Here is a 14835-nt window from a genome sequence, read left to right on the forward strand (position 1 = left end):
AATGGTTACGCAACATGTTTAACGGGATTGTTCTATGCTTTTTTTGTTGTTTTCACTGAAGATGTTAGAATTACTTCTGCAGAAGAGGGTCATTTATGAAAATTAAAAAGGTGCTAAATCAAAATGCTGTACTTGTTCTTGACGAAGGACAGGAGAAAGTAGCTGTCGGTAAAGGCGTCGGGTTTAATAAGACTAAAAATGATGTCTTATCTCGACAATTGGTGGAGCGGATGTTTGTGATGGAGCCAGAAGGACTGAAAAAACTTCAAGTACTGCTATCACAAATTGAAGACAAATACTTTTTAGCGAGTGAAGAAATTATCCAACATGCTGAAACGGTATTGGGTGAAAAGTTGAATGAACATATTAATATTGGGTTGAGTGATCACATTGCTTTTGCAGCTGAAAATATTCAAAATAATATTATTGTTCGGAACAAGCTTTTAAGTGAAATTGAGATTTTATATAGTGAAGAATTTGCTATTGCTCAATGGGCTGTAGAATATTTAACACAAACCTTAGAGATTCCATTTAGTTATGATGAAGCGGGGTATATTGCAATTCATATCCATAGTGCTCGCAGCGGGCGTACTGATAATAGTAAAAGTATCCGTGAAGTTACAATCGTTTCTGAAATTATTCATTTAATCGAGCAGGAATTGGCTATTGATATTCATGATGATAAAAATAGTCTCAGTTATTCACGTTTGGTGAATCATTTACGTTTGTTTATTCATCGCTTCCAACAAAATCAATACGCTGTTTTAGATGAAGAAATTTTGGAAGTCGTAAAGAAAAAGTATGCTGAAAGCTATGAAATCTCAAAAAAAGTACAAGTCTTATTAATGAGAAATTTTCATTATCAAGTACCAAATGAAGAACTTGGTTATTTATCGATTCACATTGAACGATTAAGAATGACCAAATAATAAAAATTAAATAGTTTATGTGAGGAGTTACGTATAATGAAAGCGTATATGCAAAGAATGGGACGTTCGTTAATGTTACCAGTTGCTGTATTACCGGCGGCTTCTTTATTAGTCGGTATTGCTAACTGGATCGTGGGAACAATCGGCGCTAGTCCAGCCACAACTTTTCTAATGAATGGTGGTTTGGCTATCTTAAACAACTTAGCATTATTATTTGCGGTTGGTTTAGCGTTAGGAATGTCAAAAGATAAAGATGGATCGGCAGCATTAGCTGGTTTAGTCGCTTATTTAGTGCCAAAAACTGTTTTAGCGCCTGCTTCTATCCAAGCCATTAAAGGCTTCAAGGATATTGCTGAAGTAAACCCAGCCTTCAACAGCATGGACAACAATGTCTTTGTCGGGATTGTCGCTGGTTTAGTTGCTGCGGCAATGTATAATCGTTTCTCTGGTGTGAAATTGCCAATGGCTTTATCATTCTTTAGTGGAAAACGTTTAGTTCCTATTATGTCAGCTATTTCGATGTTAGCAATCTCAGCTGTCTTATTCTTCTTCTGGCCAGTTGTTTATAACGGATTAGTTGCTTTTGGTAAAGGAATCTCTAGCTTAGGTTTCGTAGGAGCTGGCTTGTATGGTTTCTTTAACCGACTATTAATTCCAACAGGCTTACACCATGCCTTGAATTCTGTTTTCTGGTTTGATGTTGCTGGTATCAATGATATTGGGAACTTTTTAGCTGGTCAACAAGCGTTAGATACTGGTAAAGCAATTGTAGGACAAACAGGGATGTATCAAGCTGGTTTCTTCCCAGTAATGATGTTTGGTTTACCAGCAGGCGCGTTTGCTATTTATCAATGTGCACGTCCTGAGAAGAAAAAAGTTACAGCTTCATTAATGTTAGCTGCTGGTTTTGCGGCTTTCTTTACAGGCGTAACTGAACCTTTAGAATTCTCATTTATGTTCGTTGCTTGGCCTTTATATGTTTTACATGCAGTCTTTACAGGTATTTCTTTAGCATTCGCTGCGTTTATGCATTGGACAGCTGGCTTTGCCTTTAGTGCAGGTTTTGTAGACTTCTTCTTAAGTTTGAAAAACCCAGTCGCGAATCATCCAATGATGTTGGTGGTTCAAGGACTTGTCTTTGCAGCAATTTACTACTTCGGTTTCCGTTTTGCAATCACTAAGTTTAACTTAATGACACCAGGACGTGAAGAAGGCGATGGCGAAGAAACGCCAGATGTTGCAGAAGGCGACAACAAATTTGCTTCTCTAGCTCGTCGTATTTATGATGGTTTAGGCGCTGATGCTAATGTAACTTCTATTGATAACTGTACAACTCGTTTACGCTTAACAGTGAAAGATACAGGCAAAGTGGATCAAGCAAAAATTAAAGCAACTGGGGTTCCTGGTGTGAAAGTCATTGATGACACCAATATCCAAGTGATCGTTGGTACGGAAGTACAATTTGTTGCTGACGAAATGCAACGATTATATAACCACCAAGCGCCAGCAACACCAGTCAAAGAAACACCTGTTTCTCAACCAGTTGTTGAAGAAAAAGCACCGGTTTCAACAAAAGAAACTGAATTATATTCTGTAGCGAATGGGAAAGTTATTCCTATTTCTGAAGTACCAGATGATGTTTTCTCAGCAAAAATGATGGGTGACGGTTTTGCTGTCGTACCAACAGACGGCGAAGTTTCAACACCCGTTGCTGGTAAAATTACTAGCATTTTCCCAACAAAACATGCGTTAGGTATCCAAACAGATTCAGGCATTGAAGTATTATTACACATGGGTCTAGATACTGTTGAGTTACAAGGTGGACCATTTACATTACATGTTGAAGAAGGCCAAGTTGTAAAACAAGGCGATAAAATTGCAACCATTGATTTAGCCGCATTAGAACAAGCTGGCAAAAAATCAGATTTAATTGTTGTTTTCACAAATCAAGACATCGTTGCTCAATACGATTTACAAAAAGCAGGTCAAACGACTTCAATAAATGATGTAATCGGGAATGTTACCGTAAAATAAAAGTAAAAAAGGGCTAGCCGCAAGGCAGCCCTTTTTTTGTATTCTTTGAAAGTATTAGTGTCTGTAGAGACAGTAATTCAAAATAGCTTGCTCTACAGATTTTTATTTATAAATAGCCTTAGAAAGTTTCGCATAATTGAACACTTTAACCACTCACAAAAATGGCCAATGTAACGGACAGAAAACAAGGAAGCGTTTTCTTTTATATGGATTATAATAAATATATCAAGGAGGGGTTGCTATGAGTTCGAAAAAAGAACGTGGACAAAAATTGTTGTTACTTCTCTCAAAAAAACAAGATTATATGACTGCAGAAGAATTGGCAAACTGCCTAAGTACTTCTCCTAAGACAGTTTATCGTTTGATAAAAAAAATTAACGATGAATTTTCAGAAGGTTCACTCATATTATCTGAGAAAGGACGAGGATACAAGCTAGACTATGAACGATTTATGGAACAGAATCGACATTTAGTCGAAAAAGAAAGTGATTTTTCGCCAAGGGAAAGACGCAATCGAATTCTGGAGGAATTGTTGTTAGCTTCTCCACAAGCTAAAAATGTTTATGAATTATTTGCAAGATATTATGTTGGCGATTCTGTGATATTTAGCGATGAACAACAATTATCCGAAGATTTAAAGAAATATGATTTAACACTCAAACGGAAAAATCGAACGTTGGCAATTATCGGTGAGGAAAGAGCTATCAGGAAAGCCATTTCCGATAGAATACAGCTGTTGAACATTATCGATATTGAGGATCTTCGAAACAACAAAGCATTAAATTTTAATAATTATGATGTCCTTTTTACGTTAGATCAAGTCAGGAACATTGAAAAAAAACTGGATATTACTATTCCACATCCATATAACGTAAACATCTTTTCGCATCTTTATATCTTAATTAGTCGTTCACGAAAAGTAGCTATTTCTGAAAAATACCAATTATCTAACGAAGAAGAACAAGAATTAACAAAGGACTTAGTACTCAAAAAGGTCGCGCAAACAACGATTCAACAGATTGAAACTTATTTAAATAAGAGACTGCCTAACGTTGAAATTTATTACTTATATCAATATTTGGTTTCTTCTAGGATGCAAGGTTCATTTAGTAAAGTAACTAATTTTTCTTTCAAAGTAATGCAAATTACTCAATTTTATTTAGAGGAAATGAGTGCACAACTAAAAATTTTAACTGATAATGATCAGCTACTTCTTGAATTGGCTAGTCATATAAAACCAATGATAAATCGTCTTGAAAACGGCATACATGTTAAGAATAGTTTATTGGATCAAATAAAAATGACGTATGAAACAATTTTCAGAAAAATTGTGCAAGTTTCTAAGCAAGTAAGTAAAAACTATCAACTACCGGCTATAAACGAAGACGAGAATGGGTTTATTACATTGTATTTTGCGCGAATGATTGAAACCAATCAGTTACCTATTCGTACTTTGATTATGTGTACCACTGGAATTGGAACTTCAGAACTATTGAGAGTAAAAGTTGAAAAGAAATTCCCTGAATTACAAATTGTTGAAATTATTGCCACACGAAATATAAAGAAATCATTAAAAGATTATTCTGATATTGAATTGATTCTTACAACGATTCATTTACAGGAAAAGGTCCCCATTAAATCATTGTTGGTAAGTGCCATGTTTACAATGGATGATCAGTATCGATTACAAAGAAAAGTTGAGGAAATCTATCATGAACGTTAATCCTTTATACCAAGTTTTCCTAAACCAAGAACTTCTTTCAAAACAGCAAGTATATCAATTCATTGCAGAAACAGCAGCACCTTTGTTAACGCCCGAAGAAAAAAAGCAGATTGAGGAATCTTTGGTAAATCGTGAGAAGATGGGAAGTAATCAGATTGCAGAGCAAATTGTCTTGCCACATTTAGAAAATGCATTCTTGAAAAAAAGTGAAATATATCTGATTGGCTTAAAAACAGAAATCCAAGAATGGACGGCAGTCATTAAGCAAGTGAAATTAATTATTGTCATCTTACTAAAAGAAAATGAACAGTTAAAAGTAAAAAAAGAAATCAGTCGATTTACTAGAAAATTAGCAAATGAAGACTTCTTAGAAAAGTTGTTGCGTTTAAAAACAGAAACAGATTTTTATAAAAATATAGAAAAATTTGAGGAGGAAAAATAATGAAGATAGTCGGCGTAGCAGCCTGCACAGTAGGAATTGCTCACACATATATCGCACAAGAAAAATTGGAGAACGCTGCAAAAAAAGCAGGAGTTGAGATCCATATAGAAACACAAGGGACCATTGGGATTGAAAACAAACTAACGGATGAACAAATTAAGGAAGCGGACATTGTTATATTAGCCATTGATGTAAAAATTTCTGGAAGAGAGCGTTTTGATGGGAAACGAATCATTCAAGTACCTACAGAAGTTGCTGTAAAATCACCCACTAAACTAATTGAAAAAGCAGAAGAAGTTATGACACAAGAAAAGTAACCTTCTAGGAGGAATTGTAATGGAAGTAAAGGATATCATTGACTTAAAAACCGTTAAAACGAATATGAATGTAAATACAAAAGAGGAAGCGTTAAAAGAATTAGCCAATCTTTTGCTTGAAAATGGCAATATTTCAGATGAAAAAGGCTTTATAAAAGATATCTATGTTAGAGAGGCGGAAGGCCAAACAGGCATCGGAAACTATCTAGCCATTCCACATGGCAAAAGTGCGTATGTAAAAAAAATAGGCGTGGCCATTGGTATTAATAGTACAGAAATTCCTTGGGAATCTTTAGATGATAATGGCGTAAAAGGAATCATTCTTTTTGCTGTGGGCAATGATCATAAAGAAACAACTAGCCATCTTAAACTATTATCATTGTTTGCCAGAAAACTCGGAAATGATGAAGTAGTGAGAGAATTCCTTCAATCAAAATCGCCAGAGGATGTAGTGAAGGCATTCTCTTAATGAAATTACTAAGACAGCATATTGTGGATATTTTCTACAGAAGAATTCATAACAGCAATTTTTTTAAATAGAAAATAAAATAAAAGAACAATGTTTAGGAGGATAAAAATGAAAAAACTAAAAGAGTTAAATCTTAAAGGTCATTTATTAACAGCAATCTCATATTTAATTCCAATTGTCTGTGGTGCTGGCTTTTTAATTGCAATTGGTATGGGGTTTGGTGGCTCAAGTCAAGGAACCTTGGTACCAGGTGAATTTTCGCTTTGGGATGCTTTAGCTACTATGGGTGGCGCTGGCTTAGGCTTACTTCCGGTTGTTATATCTACTGGCATTTCTTTTTCAATAGCCGGTAAACCTGGAATTGCTCCAGGCTTTATTATTGGTTTAACTGCGAATGCAGTTGGCGCTGGCTTTATTGGTGGTATCTTAGGTGGTTACTTGGCAGGATATCTTGTATTAGCTATTTTAAAATATGTGAAATTACCAAACTGGGCGAAAGGGTTAATGCCAACATTAATTATTCCATTTTTAACCTCAATTACTGGTGGATTAATCATGATATATATTATCGGGACCCCAATAACGGCATTTACTTCATTATTAACGAACTTTTTAGATAGCTTAGGTAACTCGTCATTATTAATTTTTGGTGGTGTAATTGGTTTATTAAGTGGTATAGACTATGGCGGACCCATTAACAAAACTGTTTTTGCCTTTGTTTTGACAATGCAAGCGGAAGGACTTAATGGACCAATTACAGCATTGCAATTAGTAAATACAGCAACGCCAATAGGCTTTGGATTAGCTTTCTTCTTTGCTAAATTATTTAGAAAAAATATTTATACAAAACTAGAAGTTGAAACGTTAAAGTCTGCCGTACCAATGGGCGTGATTAACATTGTTGAAGGTGTTATTCCTTTAGTTATGAATGATATTGTCCGAGGAGTCATTGCTACAGCGATTGGCGGCTTCATGGGTGGCGCAACAACAATGATCTTAGGGGCAGATGCGACAGTTCCATTTGGCGGTGTTTTAATGATTCCAACAATGAGTAAACCGCTGGCTGGCATTATTGCAATTGTTGTAAACGCTGTGGTTACCGGTTTAGTTTTAGCTATTATTAAGAAAGATGTAACTGAGAAAGATATGGAAGCTTTAGTAGAAAAAGAAGAAGAGGAGATAAACTTGGAAGATATTCAAATTTTCTAAACAAAATGAAAAAGCGTAACAAAATTAATGCAATTTATATTGCCTGTCAGAGATGTGTCAACGTCTGAATATAACGAGTTAGAAAAATTTTCAAAAACATCAACCAAATAATCAGATAGAAAGAGTTGAAAATTAGAATGAACAAAGTTGAATTTTCTCCGTCACTAATGACGATGGATTTGGACAAGTTTAAACAACAAATCACCTTTTTGAATGATCATGTTGCTTCGTATCACATAGACATTATGGATGGTCACTATGTGCCAAATATCACGCTATCTCCGTGGTTTATTGAGGAGTTAAGAAAAATTTCGAAGCTCCCAGTATCTGCCCATTTAATGGTTACGAATCCAAGCTTTTGGGTACAACAACTAGTAGATATCAAATGTGAATGGATTTGTATGCATGCAGAGGTTTTAGATGGTCTAGCATTTCGCCTAATTGACCAAATTCACAATGCTAATCTTAAAGCAGGGATCGTCCTTAATCCCGAAACGCCTATTGAATCAATCTTTCCATATATTGAATTGTTGGATAAAATCACAATCATGACCGTTGATCCAGGCTTTGCTGGCCAGCGATTTATTGAAGGAACACTTGATAAAATTGTTGCTCTTCGTAATTTACGTGAAGAAAAAGGGTATCGTTATGTAATTGAAATGGACGGCTCATCGAATAGAAATTCATTTAAGCGAATTGATGCTGCAGGACCTGATATTTATATTGTTGGTAGAAGCGGATTGTTTGGATTGAATGAAGATATTGAAAAAGCTTGGAGAATGATGAGTAGAGACTATGAAGAAATGACTGGGAAAAAAATTCCATAAAACATTTGACTGTTTGTTAAAAGAATAGATAAGTTGTATAAAGTCAAGCCTAGAAAAGAATTTTGTTCATTCTTATCTGGGCTTTTTTGATGCAATAAATAAGCGCCAATAGAACAAAATTACTTGTTATTCTATTCTAGGTGAAAACGTTCAATCTTGCGAAGTTACGGTTTGTTCACAAAAAAGTTACTTTTATTAAATAAAACTAAAGAAGTAACAAAAACTTCGCTTTTTTCAGTTATTTCAAGTAACATAGAACGTATCTTAAAAGAAAAAGTTTGGATGATTCGATGCGTAGAGTAAGAAAAATAATTTATAAAATCATGCTACTTTTGTTTGTTGGTTTAGTTGCTGGTCTTGGCTATCTTGGCTATAAAATACATCAAAATGTTGAAACGGTAATGACCTTTGAAAAACAAGTAGAAGCAGAAGTCAAAAAAAATAAAATACCTGAATACAAAACATTAGCTTTAGCGATTATCTATACAGAATCTAAAGGGAAATCTGGCGATATTATGCAGAGCAGTGAAAGTGTTTATGGACAACAAGAAGTGATTGAAACACCAGAGGAAAGCATCGCACATGGCGTCAAATTTCTCGCGGAAGCGTTAGCGAAAGCAAAAGACGCTGGCTGTGATGAGTGGACAGGCGTACAAGCATATAATTATGGACTGGATTATATTCAGTTTGTTAAAGAACGCGGCGGGAAACACACGACAGAGTTAGCAGAAGAATATTCAAGAGAAGTCCTTTCACCGTTGCTAGGGAATGACCAAAATACGAAATATCGTTATTATCGTTGGCAAGCGTTAGTTTACAATGGTGGTTACCTTTATCAAAATGGTGGCAATATGTTCTATGCGGAAATTGTCAAAATGAATCGTTGGTTTATTGAAAAGTTAAATTAAAACGAGAAAAGTCTAAAGAATTCTTTCAACTTACAGGAATTTTTTAGGCTTTTCTTGCAGTTTCATGAAAATGCAAGTAAACTAGAAGGGATGTAACTGATTAATTGAAAAGGTAGGGAAAGAGCTGGATGTTGAATAAAGTCGACCTGAAAAAAGGGTTAAGTACAGAAGAAGTTGCCAAGCAGAAAGAGTTAGGCCTTCAAAATAATTATGAGGAAAATGTAGCAAAATCTACAAAAGATATTATTTTTGATAACGTCATGACGTTATTCAACTTTTTAAACTTTGCAATCGCTGTTTGTTTACTATTTGTCGGAGCGTATTCCAATCTGGCTTTCTTAGCGATTATTATTGTGAACATGTCAATCGGGATTTTCCAAGAAATTCATGCCCGTAATTTAGTTCAAAAATTATCTATTGTGGCAAAAGAAAATGTTCATGTTGTTCGAAATGGCGTACAACAAGAAATTGATACAAAAGAACTAGTTATGGAAGATATTGTTATTATCTCTGCAGGGGAACAAGTTCCTTCTGATATGGAAGTTATTGACGGTAAAGTCGAAGCGAATGAAGCGTTGTTAACAGGTGAATCAGATTTAATTGAAAAGGAAATCGGCGATACCTTGCTTTCTGGAAGTTTCATTGTTAGCGGACAAGCCTATGCCCGTGTTATCCACGTTGGTGCCGAAAACTATGCTGTGAAAATCACCCAAGAAGCCAAAGTGCATAAACCAATTCAATCAGAGTTAGTCAATTCGATTCGTAAAGTCTCTAAATTTACAAGTTGGGTGATTATTCCTCTGGGGATTATTTTATTTGTTGAAGCTTTTTGGTTAAGAGATGCTGGCATCAAAACATCTGTTGTTGCTTCTGCAGCAGCTTTGTTAGGGATGTTACCAAAAGGATTAGTACTATTAATTAGTATTGCGCTGACAACAGGTGTCATTAAGTTAGCCAAAAAACGTATTCTAGTACAAGATATGTACTCAATTGAAACATTGGCCCATGTGGACACTTTGTGTTTAGATAAAACTGGAACGATTACAGAAGGTAAAATGAAAGTGCAAAAGGCGATTATCTTGCATGACAAATATGAAGAACTCTTCCCGCAGATTATCGGAAGCTACCTATCTGAAAGTACGGATAATAATATTACAATGCAAGCAATTCGTGATCATTATGAAGTATCCAATCGATTTGGCGCAAAAGAAGTCTTGGCTTTTTCTTCTGAACGAAAATGGGGGGCTATTGAATTTCCAGAAATTGGGACAGTTTATTTAGGGGCTCCTGAGCGTTTGGTAGACGATAGTCGGTTGCCAGAAGCTGTTTTTACAGCACAAGAGAATGGTTATCGCGTCTTGATGTTAGCCATTGCGGAACAACAACCGTTAAACGAAACCAAAATGCCTTATTTAGAGCCATTAGCAATTCTAGAAATTGACGATCCAATTCGCCAAAATGCCAAAGAAACACTGGCTTATCTAAAAGAAGAAGGAATCGACTTAAAAGTAATTTCTGGTGATAATCCGGTGACTGTTTCAAATATTGCTCGTCGTGCCGGGCTACCCGGTTATGAGTCTTATATTGATTTGTCGACCAAAACGACAGAAGCAGAAGTGCGTGAAGCAGTTCAGCAATACACAGTGTTCGGACGTGTATCGCCTCAGCAAAAACGAACCATTGTGCGTGAGTTGAAAGACACAGAGCATGTGGTGGCGATGACCGGCGATGGCGTCAACGATGTTTTAGCGTTACGAGAAGCGGATTGTAGTATCGCCATGGCAGAAGGAGATGGCGCTACTCGGCAAATTTCTAATCTAGTTTTGCTAGATTCTGATTTTACAACGTTACCAGATGTCTTGTTTGAAGGACGACGTGTGGTAAATAATGTAACCCGAGTTTCCAGCGTTTTCTTCATTAAAACGATTTATTCGTTTATTCTCTCAATCATTTGTGCCTTAACGGCCATTGCGTTCCCGTTCATTCCGATTCAAGTGACCTTGATTGATTTAGCAATTGAAGGATATCCTGCTTTCTTCTTATCTTTCGAAGGGGACAAACGAAAAGTTGTCGGGAAGTTTTTACCAACGGCTTTGAAAAATGCGTCTGTTAATGCGCTTTTAGTTGTAGCGAATATCATTGCTGTTTATCTGATTGGACAAAATCAAGGATTTTCTTCTTTAGACACCACGACGTTAATGTATTATTTATTAGTTGGAATTAGCTGTATGGCTGTTGTTCGAGCATGTCTGCCTTTAAATCCATTACGCATTTTCTTGGTTTTCAGTACCATTATTGGTATTTATGTAGCAGCTATGTTATTCCACAACATTTTAGAAATTGGTTTCTTAACTTCGCAAACAATGGGTCTCTTCTTTATTATGATGGCCATTAATATTGTAGTGCGTGTAACAATTGGTTTCGTACAAATGAAACGTGCTGGAAAAACAATTAAAGATTTATAAAAAGCAGAGATTGAGCTAAAAGCATTCGTCTCCAGAAATGCAGTTCTTCTTTAAATCTTGAAGGAAGTCGGAGCAAGTTTGATGTTTAACTGATTATTTTAAGAGTTAGTGTCTGGGGCAGGAGTCAGGATGACTTTTGTCCTAGATACTTTCTTTTTTTGTTGAGTTGAAACAAGATACTTGAAAAACAGAGATTATGTGATACAATAAATCATGTGTAAATGTGTCCATTGGAATTCGCACTGAAATGACAGTGCGTTTTTTAAACGGTCAATCACATGAGTTAGCACAATGCTATTCTTAGGAGGTGAGGACAATGGCACAACGCATTCCTCAGGAAGTCATTGAGGAAGTTCGTCACCGAACGAATATAGTAGATATTATTGGGCAGTATGTCCAGTTAAAAAAATCCGGTAAAAATTATATGGGTTTATGTCCGTTTCACGAAGAACGTTCCCCTTCATTTTCAGTAGCAGAAGACAAACAAATTTTTCACTGTTTTGGCTGCGGGAAAGGTGGAACTGTTTTTAATTTCTTGCAAGAAATTGAAGGCATTAGTTTTCCAGAATCCGTGAAACGTGTTGCAGATTTGGAACATTTATCTGTGGACTTTGATTGGTCAGAGCCGCGTGAAGTAGCGGATACCCCAGAAAACCAACAAAGACGGAGTTTGTTACAACTGCATAGTAAAGCCGCAGAACTTTACCATCATATTTTAGTGAATACTAAAATTGGCGAACCCGCATTAAACTATTTATTAGAGCGGGGGTTAACACAAGAACTAATTGAGACCTTTCAAATTGGATTCGCGCCGCAAAAACGTGATTTCTTAAGTCAAGTTTTTAAAAATGAACAACTGGATGAAACGCTTTTTGAGCCTTCTGGGCTGTTTGTCCAAAGAGATAACGGTACGTTTTTGGATCGTTTCTATCAACGAATCATGTTTCCAATTAATGATCCCCAAGGCAATGTCATCGCCTTTTCTGGTCGCTTGTTAAAAACAGCTGATTTTCCAGGGGATGAGATGCCTAAATACTTGAATAGTCCTGAAACAACACTTTTTAATAAGCGAGAAACGCTGTTTAACTTTGATAAAGCCAGAAAAGAAATTCGTAAAGAAAATACAGTCTTGCTTTTTGAAGGATTCATGGATGTTATCGCTGCTTGGCAATCAGGCGTAAAAAGTGGGGTGGCTTCAATGGGGACTAGTTTGACCAATGAACAAATTCGGCATTTGGAACGGGTCGCTAAGGAAGTAGTTATTTGTTACGATGGCGATAATGCCGGTGTTCAAGCCACAAACCGTGCGATTCAATTATTGCAAGAAAACAGTCATTTTGACTTGAGTATTGTCAGCATCCCTGAAAAGCTGGATCCTGATGAATATGTGCGGAAATATGGCGCAGAAGCTTTTCAAAATTTAGCCAATCATGGCCGAGAAACAGTTTTTAGTTTTAAAATGAACTATCATCGGTTAACTAGAAACATGAATAACGAAAAAGAACAATTGGATTATGTGAACGAATTGTTACGGGAGTTAACCAATGTTCAATCTCCCTTGGAACGTGATCGTTATTTAAACCAAATTGCTCAGGAATTTCAACTTTCTGTTCATAGTTTAGAAGAACAATTCAATCAATTGAAGCAAGAGCAACGTTCAGTCCAACGGCAAGAAAGGCAACAATTTTATCAAGATGAAATGATGCCACCACCAATGGAAGAACCTGTTTTTGAAGAGAATCACGTCCAGAACAAGTTACCGTTAACCCAAGTTCAAAAAGCAGAACGTTCTTTATTATTTCGTTTAATGAATGAACAAGGAGTACGGCAAACCGTTCAACAATTGCCAGATTTTTCATTCGCTCATGATGAATACCAAGAATTGTATTTCTTGCTAGAAAGTTATGCGACACTGCATCAAAGTTTCGACATTGCCGATTTTATTAATTTCTTGCAAGATAATCAAACCAAACAATTAGCAATTGAAATTGCGTATCAGAATTTATCAGAAGAAAGCTCTGAGCGAGAAGTTGCCGATTTATTACATGTAATTGCCTTATCAAGTATTGCAGAGGCAATTGAGCAGAAAAAGATTCAACAGCAAGAAGCAAAACGAGTGGGCAACCAACAGCTTGAAGCCGAATTAACAATGGAGATTATCCAATTGGCTCGACAGCTTAAAGCTCAACGAACATTTACTTAAGCAATAAATGAATAAAACTAAGCGTTTTGTTCATTTTATTTTGATAAGTCCCAGTGATTTATCAGTTATTTCAAGCGTGAACCGAAAAATGAAGGGGGCCTTCTTTCATGGAAAAAGAAACAAGTAAAAAATATGAAGCTGCAGTGGCAGCATTTATCAAAGAAAACAAGCCTAAAGGAACAGTGGTTTATGATGATTTAGCGAATCAATTAGCCACACCGTATACTTTGGATGCAGAAGCTATGGAAAAATTGATCCAAAAAGTTGAAGATGCTGGTATCAGCGTAGTCGATGAAAATGGAGACCCAAGTGAACATAGCTTGAAAAAAGATGAAAAAGAAGCGGAAAAGGCCCAAGCAGAAGACTTATCTGCGCCAACAGGTGTTAAAATTAATGATCCCGTGCGTATGTACCTAAAAGAAATTGGGCGCGTTCAATTATTAACTGCCGCAGAAGAAGTTGAATTGGCACTTAAAATTGAAGAAGGCGATCAAGAAGCAAAACAACGTTTAGCAGAAGCTAACTTACGTTTGGTTGTTTCAATTGCCAAACGATATGTAGGTCGTGGTATGCAATTCTTGGATTTAATTCAAGAAGGTAATATGGGCTTAATGAAAGCTGTTGAAAAATTTGACTACCGTAAAGGGTTCAAATTCTCTACGTATGCTACTTGGTGGATTCGTCAAGCGATTACGCGGGCAATTGCGGACCAAGCTAGAACGATTCGAATTCCTGTTCACATGGTTGAAACAATCAATAAATTGATTCGGATTCAACGCCAACTATTGCAAGATTTAGGTAGAGAACCAACGCCAGAAGAAATTGGTGCGGAAATGGATTTACCAACAGAAAAAGTTCGTGAAATCCTAAAAATCGCACAAGAGCCAGTCTCTTTAGAAACACCAATTGGTGAAGAAGATGATTCACATTTAGGTGATTTCATTGAAGACCAAGATGCTACCAGTCCTGCTGAGCATGCAGCTTACGAATTGTTAAAAGAACAACTAGAAGATGTTCTGGATACTTTAACAGACCGTGAAGAAAATGTTTTACGTTTACGTTTTGGTTTAGATGATGGTCGGACACGTACGCTAGAAGAAGTCGGAAAAGTTTTCGGTGTCACTCGCGAACGTATTCGTCAAATTGAAGCAAAAGCGTTAAGAAAACTAAGACATCCTTCTCGTTCAAAACAATTAAAAGACTTTTTAGAATAAACATACCGTTTAGCGGCTCTTTTCGTGCATGGGAGAAGAGCCGCTTTTGTTTCTTAAAAAGTCTCTAAATGTCATTGCTAGTTATTGGAAGAAGG

Annotated in this window: 12 protein-coding genes; all 12 read left to right on the top strand. The window is 36.2% G+C overall.

Annotated elements, in window-relative coordinates:
- Window positions 1-95 precede the first annotated feature (95 nt).
- The 12 genes from AB1I62_RS07110 to rpoD all read left to right on the top strand — a co-directional run bounded on the left by AB1I62_RS07110 (window position 96) and on the right by rpoD (window position 14740).
- Complete coding sequence (locus AB1I62_RS07110) at window positions 96-929, top strand: PRD domain-containing protein (protein WP_002357655.1); 834 nt, start codon at window positions 96-98, stop codon at window positions 927-929.
- 36 nt (window positions 930-965) lie between these two features.
- Window positions 966-2963 (top strand): N-acetylglucosamine-specific PTS transporter subunit IIBC, encoded by a 1998-nt coding sequence (nagE, locus tag AB1I62_RS07115; protein ID WP_002369431.1) that lies wholly within the window; start codon window positions 966-968, stop codon window positions 2961-2963.
- 241 nt (window positions 2964-3204) lie between these two features.
- The gene (locus AB1I62_RS07120) at window positions 3205-4686 is read left to right on the top strand and encodes a PRD domain-containing protein (RefSeq protein WP_016615008.1); all 1482 of its coding nucleotides are present in this window, start codon (window positions 3205-3207) and stop codon (window positions 4684-4686) included.
- On the top strand, window positions 4676-5128 hold the full coding sequence (locus AB1I62_RS07125; RefSeq protein ID WP_104859689.1) for a PTS sugar transporter subunit IIA: 453 nt from the start codon (window positions 4676-4678) through the stop codon (window positions 5126-5128). The genes AB1I62_RS07120 and AB1I62_RS07125 overlap by 11 nt, the downstream gene beginning before the upstream one ends.
- Entirely contained in the window at window positions 5128-5445 is a 318-nt protein-coding gene (locus AB1I62_RS07130; RefSeq protein ID WP_002408519.1) for a PTS fructose transporter subunit IIB, read from the top strand. Before AB1I62_RS07125 ends, AB1I62_RS07130 begins: the two co-directional genes overlap by 1 nt.
- Window positions 5446-5464: 19 nt before the next feature.
- A complete protein-coding gene (locus AB1I62_RS07135) occupies window positions 5465-5914 on the top strand; it encodes a fructose PTS transporter subunit IIA (RefSeq protein ID WP_085366381.1) in 450 nt (149 codons plus the stop codon).
- A gap of 108 nt (window positions 5915-6022) precedes the next feature.
- Complete coding sequence (locus AB1I62_RS07140) at window positions 6023-7123, top strand: PTS fructose transporter subunit IIC (protein ID WP_101731772.1); 1101 nt, start codon at window positions 6023-6025, stop codon at window positions 7121-7123.
- 137 nt (window positions 7124-7260) lie between these two features.
- Entirely contained in the window at window positions 7261-7950 is a 690-nt protein-coding gene (gene alsE / locus AB1I62_RS07145) for a D-allulose 6-phosphate 3-epimerase (RefSeq protein ID WP_002369425.1), read from the top strand.
- A 290-nt stretch (window positions 7951-8240) separates the two neighbouring features.
- Window positions 8241-8858 (top strand): lysozyme family protein, encoded by a 618-nt coding sequence (locus AB1I62_RS07150; protein WP_164978367.1) that lies wholly within the window; start codon window positions 8241-8243, stop codon window positions 8856-8858.
- A gap of 128 nt (window positions 8859-8986) precedes the next feature.
- Window positions 8987-11323 (top strand): cation-translocating P-type ATPase, encoded by a 2337-nt coding sequence (locus AB1I62_RS07155; protein WP_002357645.1) that lies wholly within the window; start codon window positions 8987-8989, stop codon window positions 11321-11323.
- 316 nt (window positions 11324-11639) lie between these two features.
- Window positions 11640-13526 (top strand): DNA primase, encoded by a 1887-nt coding sequence (gene dnaG, locus AB1I62_RS07160; protein ID WP_101731770.1) that lies wholly within the window; start codon window positions 11640-11642, stop codon window positions 13524-13526.
- A gap of 107 nt (window positions 13527-13633) precedes the next feature.
- Window positions 13634-14740: an RNA polymerase sigma factor RpoD gene (gene rpoD, locus AB1I62_RS07165; protein ID WP_002360364.1), complete on the top strand. Its 1107-nt coding sequence runs from the start codon at window positions 13634-13636 to the stop codon at window positions 14738-14740.
- The last annotated feature ends 95 nt before the right edge of the window (window positions 14741-14835 follow it).

Source organism: Enterococcus sp. AN402 (assembly GCF_040719405.1).
Lineage (GTDB): Bacteria > Bacillota > Bacilli > Lactobacillales > Enterococcaceae > Enterococcus > Enterococcus faecalis.

What these genes read in the sequence shown, in the direction of transcription:
- AB1I62_RS07130 (WP_002408519.1), top strand. Translation starts at nt 5,128, where the DNA reads ATGAAGATAGTCGGCGTAGCAGCCTGCACAGTAGGAATTGCTCACACA.
- AB1I62_RS07110 (WP_002357655.1), top strand. Translation starts at nt 96, where the DNA reads ATGAAAATTAAAAAGGTGCTAAATCAAAATGCTGTACTTGTTCTTGAC.
- nagE (WP_002369431.1), top strand. Translation starts at nt 966, where the DNA reads ATGAAAGCGTATATGCAAAGAATGGGACGTTCGTTAATGTTACCAGTT.
- AB1I62_RS07155 (WP_002357645.1), top strand. Translation starts at nt 8,987, where the DNA reads ATGTTGAATAAAGTCGACCTGAAAAAAGGGTTAAGTACAGAAGAAGTT.
- AB1I62_RS07150 (WP_164978367.1), top strand. Translation starts at nt 8,241, where the DNA reads ATGCGTAGAGTAAGAAAAATAATTTATAAAATCATGCTACTTTTGTTT.
- alsE (WP_002369425.1), top strand. Translation starts at nt 7,261, where the DNA reads ATGAACAAAGTTGAATTTTCTCCGTCACTAATGACGATGGATTTGGAC.
- AB1I62_RS07140 (WP_101731772.1), top strand. Translation starts at nt 6,023, where the DNA reads ATGAAAAAACTAAAAGAGTTAAATCTTAAAGGTCATTTATTAACAGCA.
- AB1I62_RS07120 (WP_016615008.1), top strand. Translation starts at nt 3,205, where the DNA reads ATGAGTTCGAAAAAAGAACGTGGACAAAAATTGTTGTTACTTCTCTCA.
- rpoD (WP_002360364.1), top strand. Translation starts at nt 13,634, where the DNA reads ATGGAAAAAGAAACAAGTAAAAAATATGAAGCTGCAGTGGCAGCATTT.
- AB1I62_RS07135 (WP_085366381.1), top strand. Translation starts at nt 5,465, where the DNA reads ATGGAAGTAAAGGATATCATTGACTTAAAAACCGTTAAAACGAATATG.
- dnaG (WP_101731770.1), top strand. Translation starts at nt 11,640, where the DNA reads ATGGCACAACGCATTCCTCAGGAAGTCATTGAGGAAGTTCGTCACCGA.
- AB1I62_RS07125 (WP_104859689.1), top strand. Translation starts at nt 4,676, where the DNA reads ATGAACGTTAATCCTTTATACCAAGTTTTCCTAAACCAAGAACTTCTT.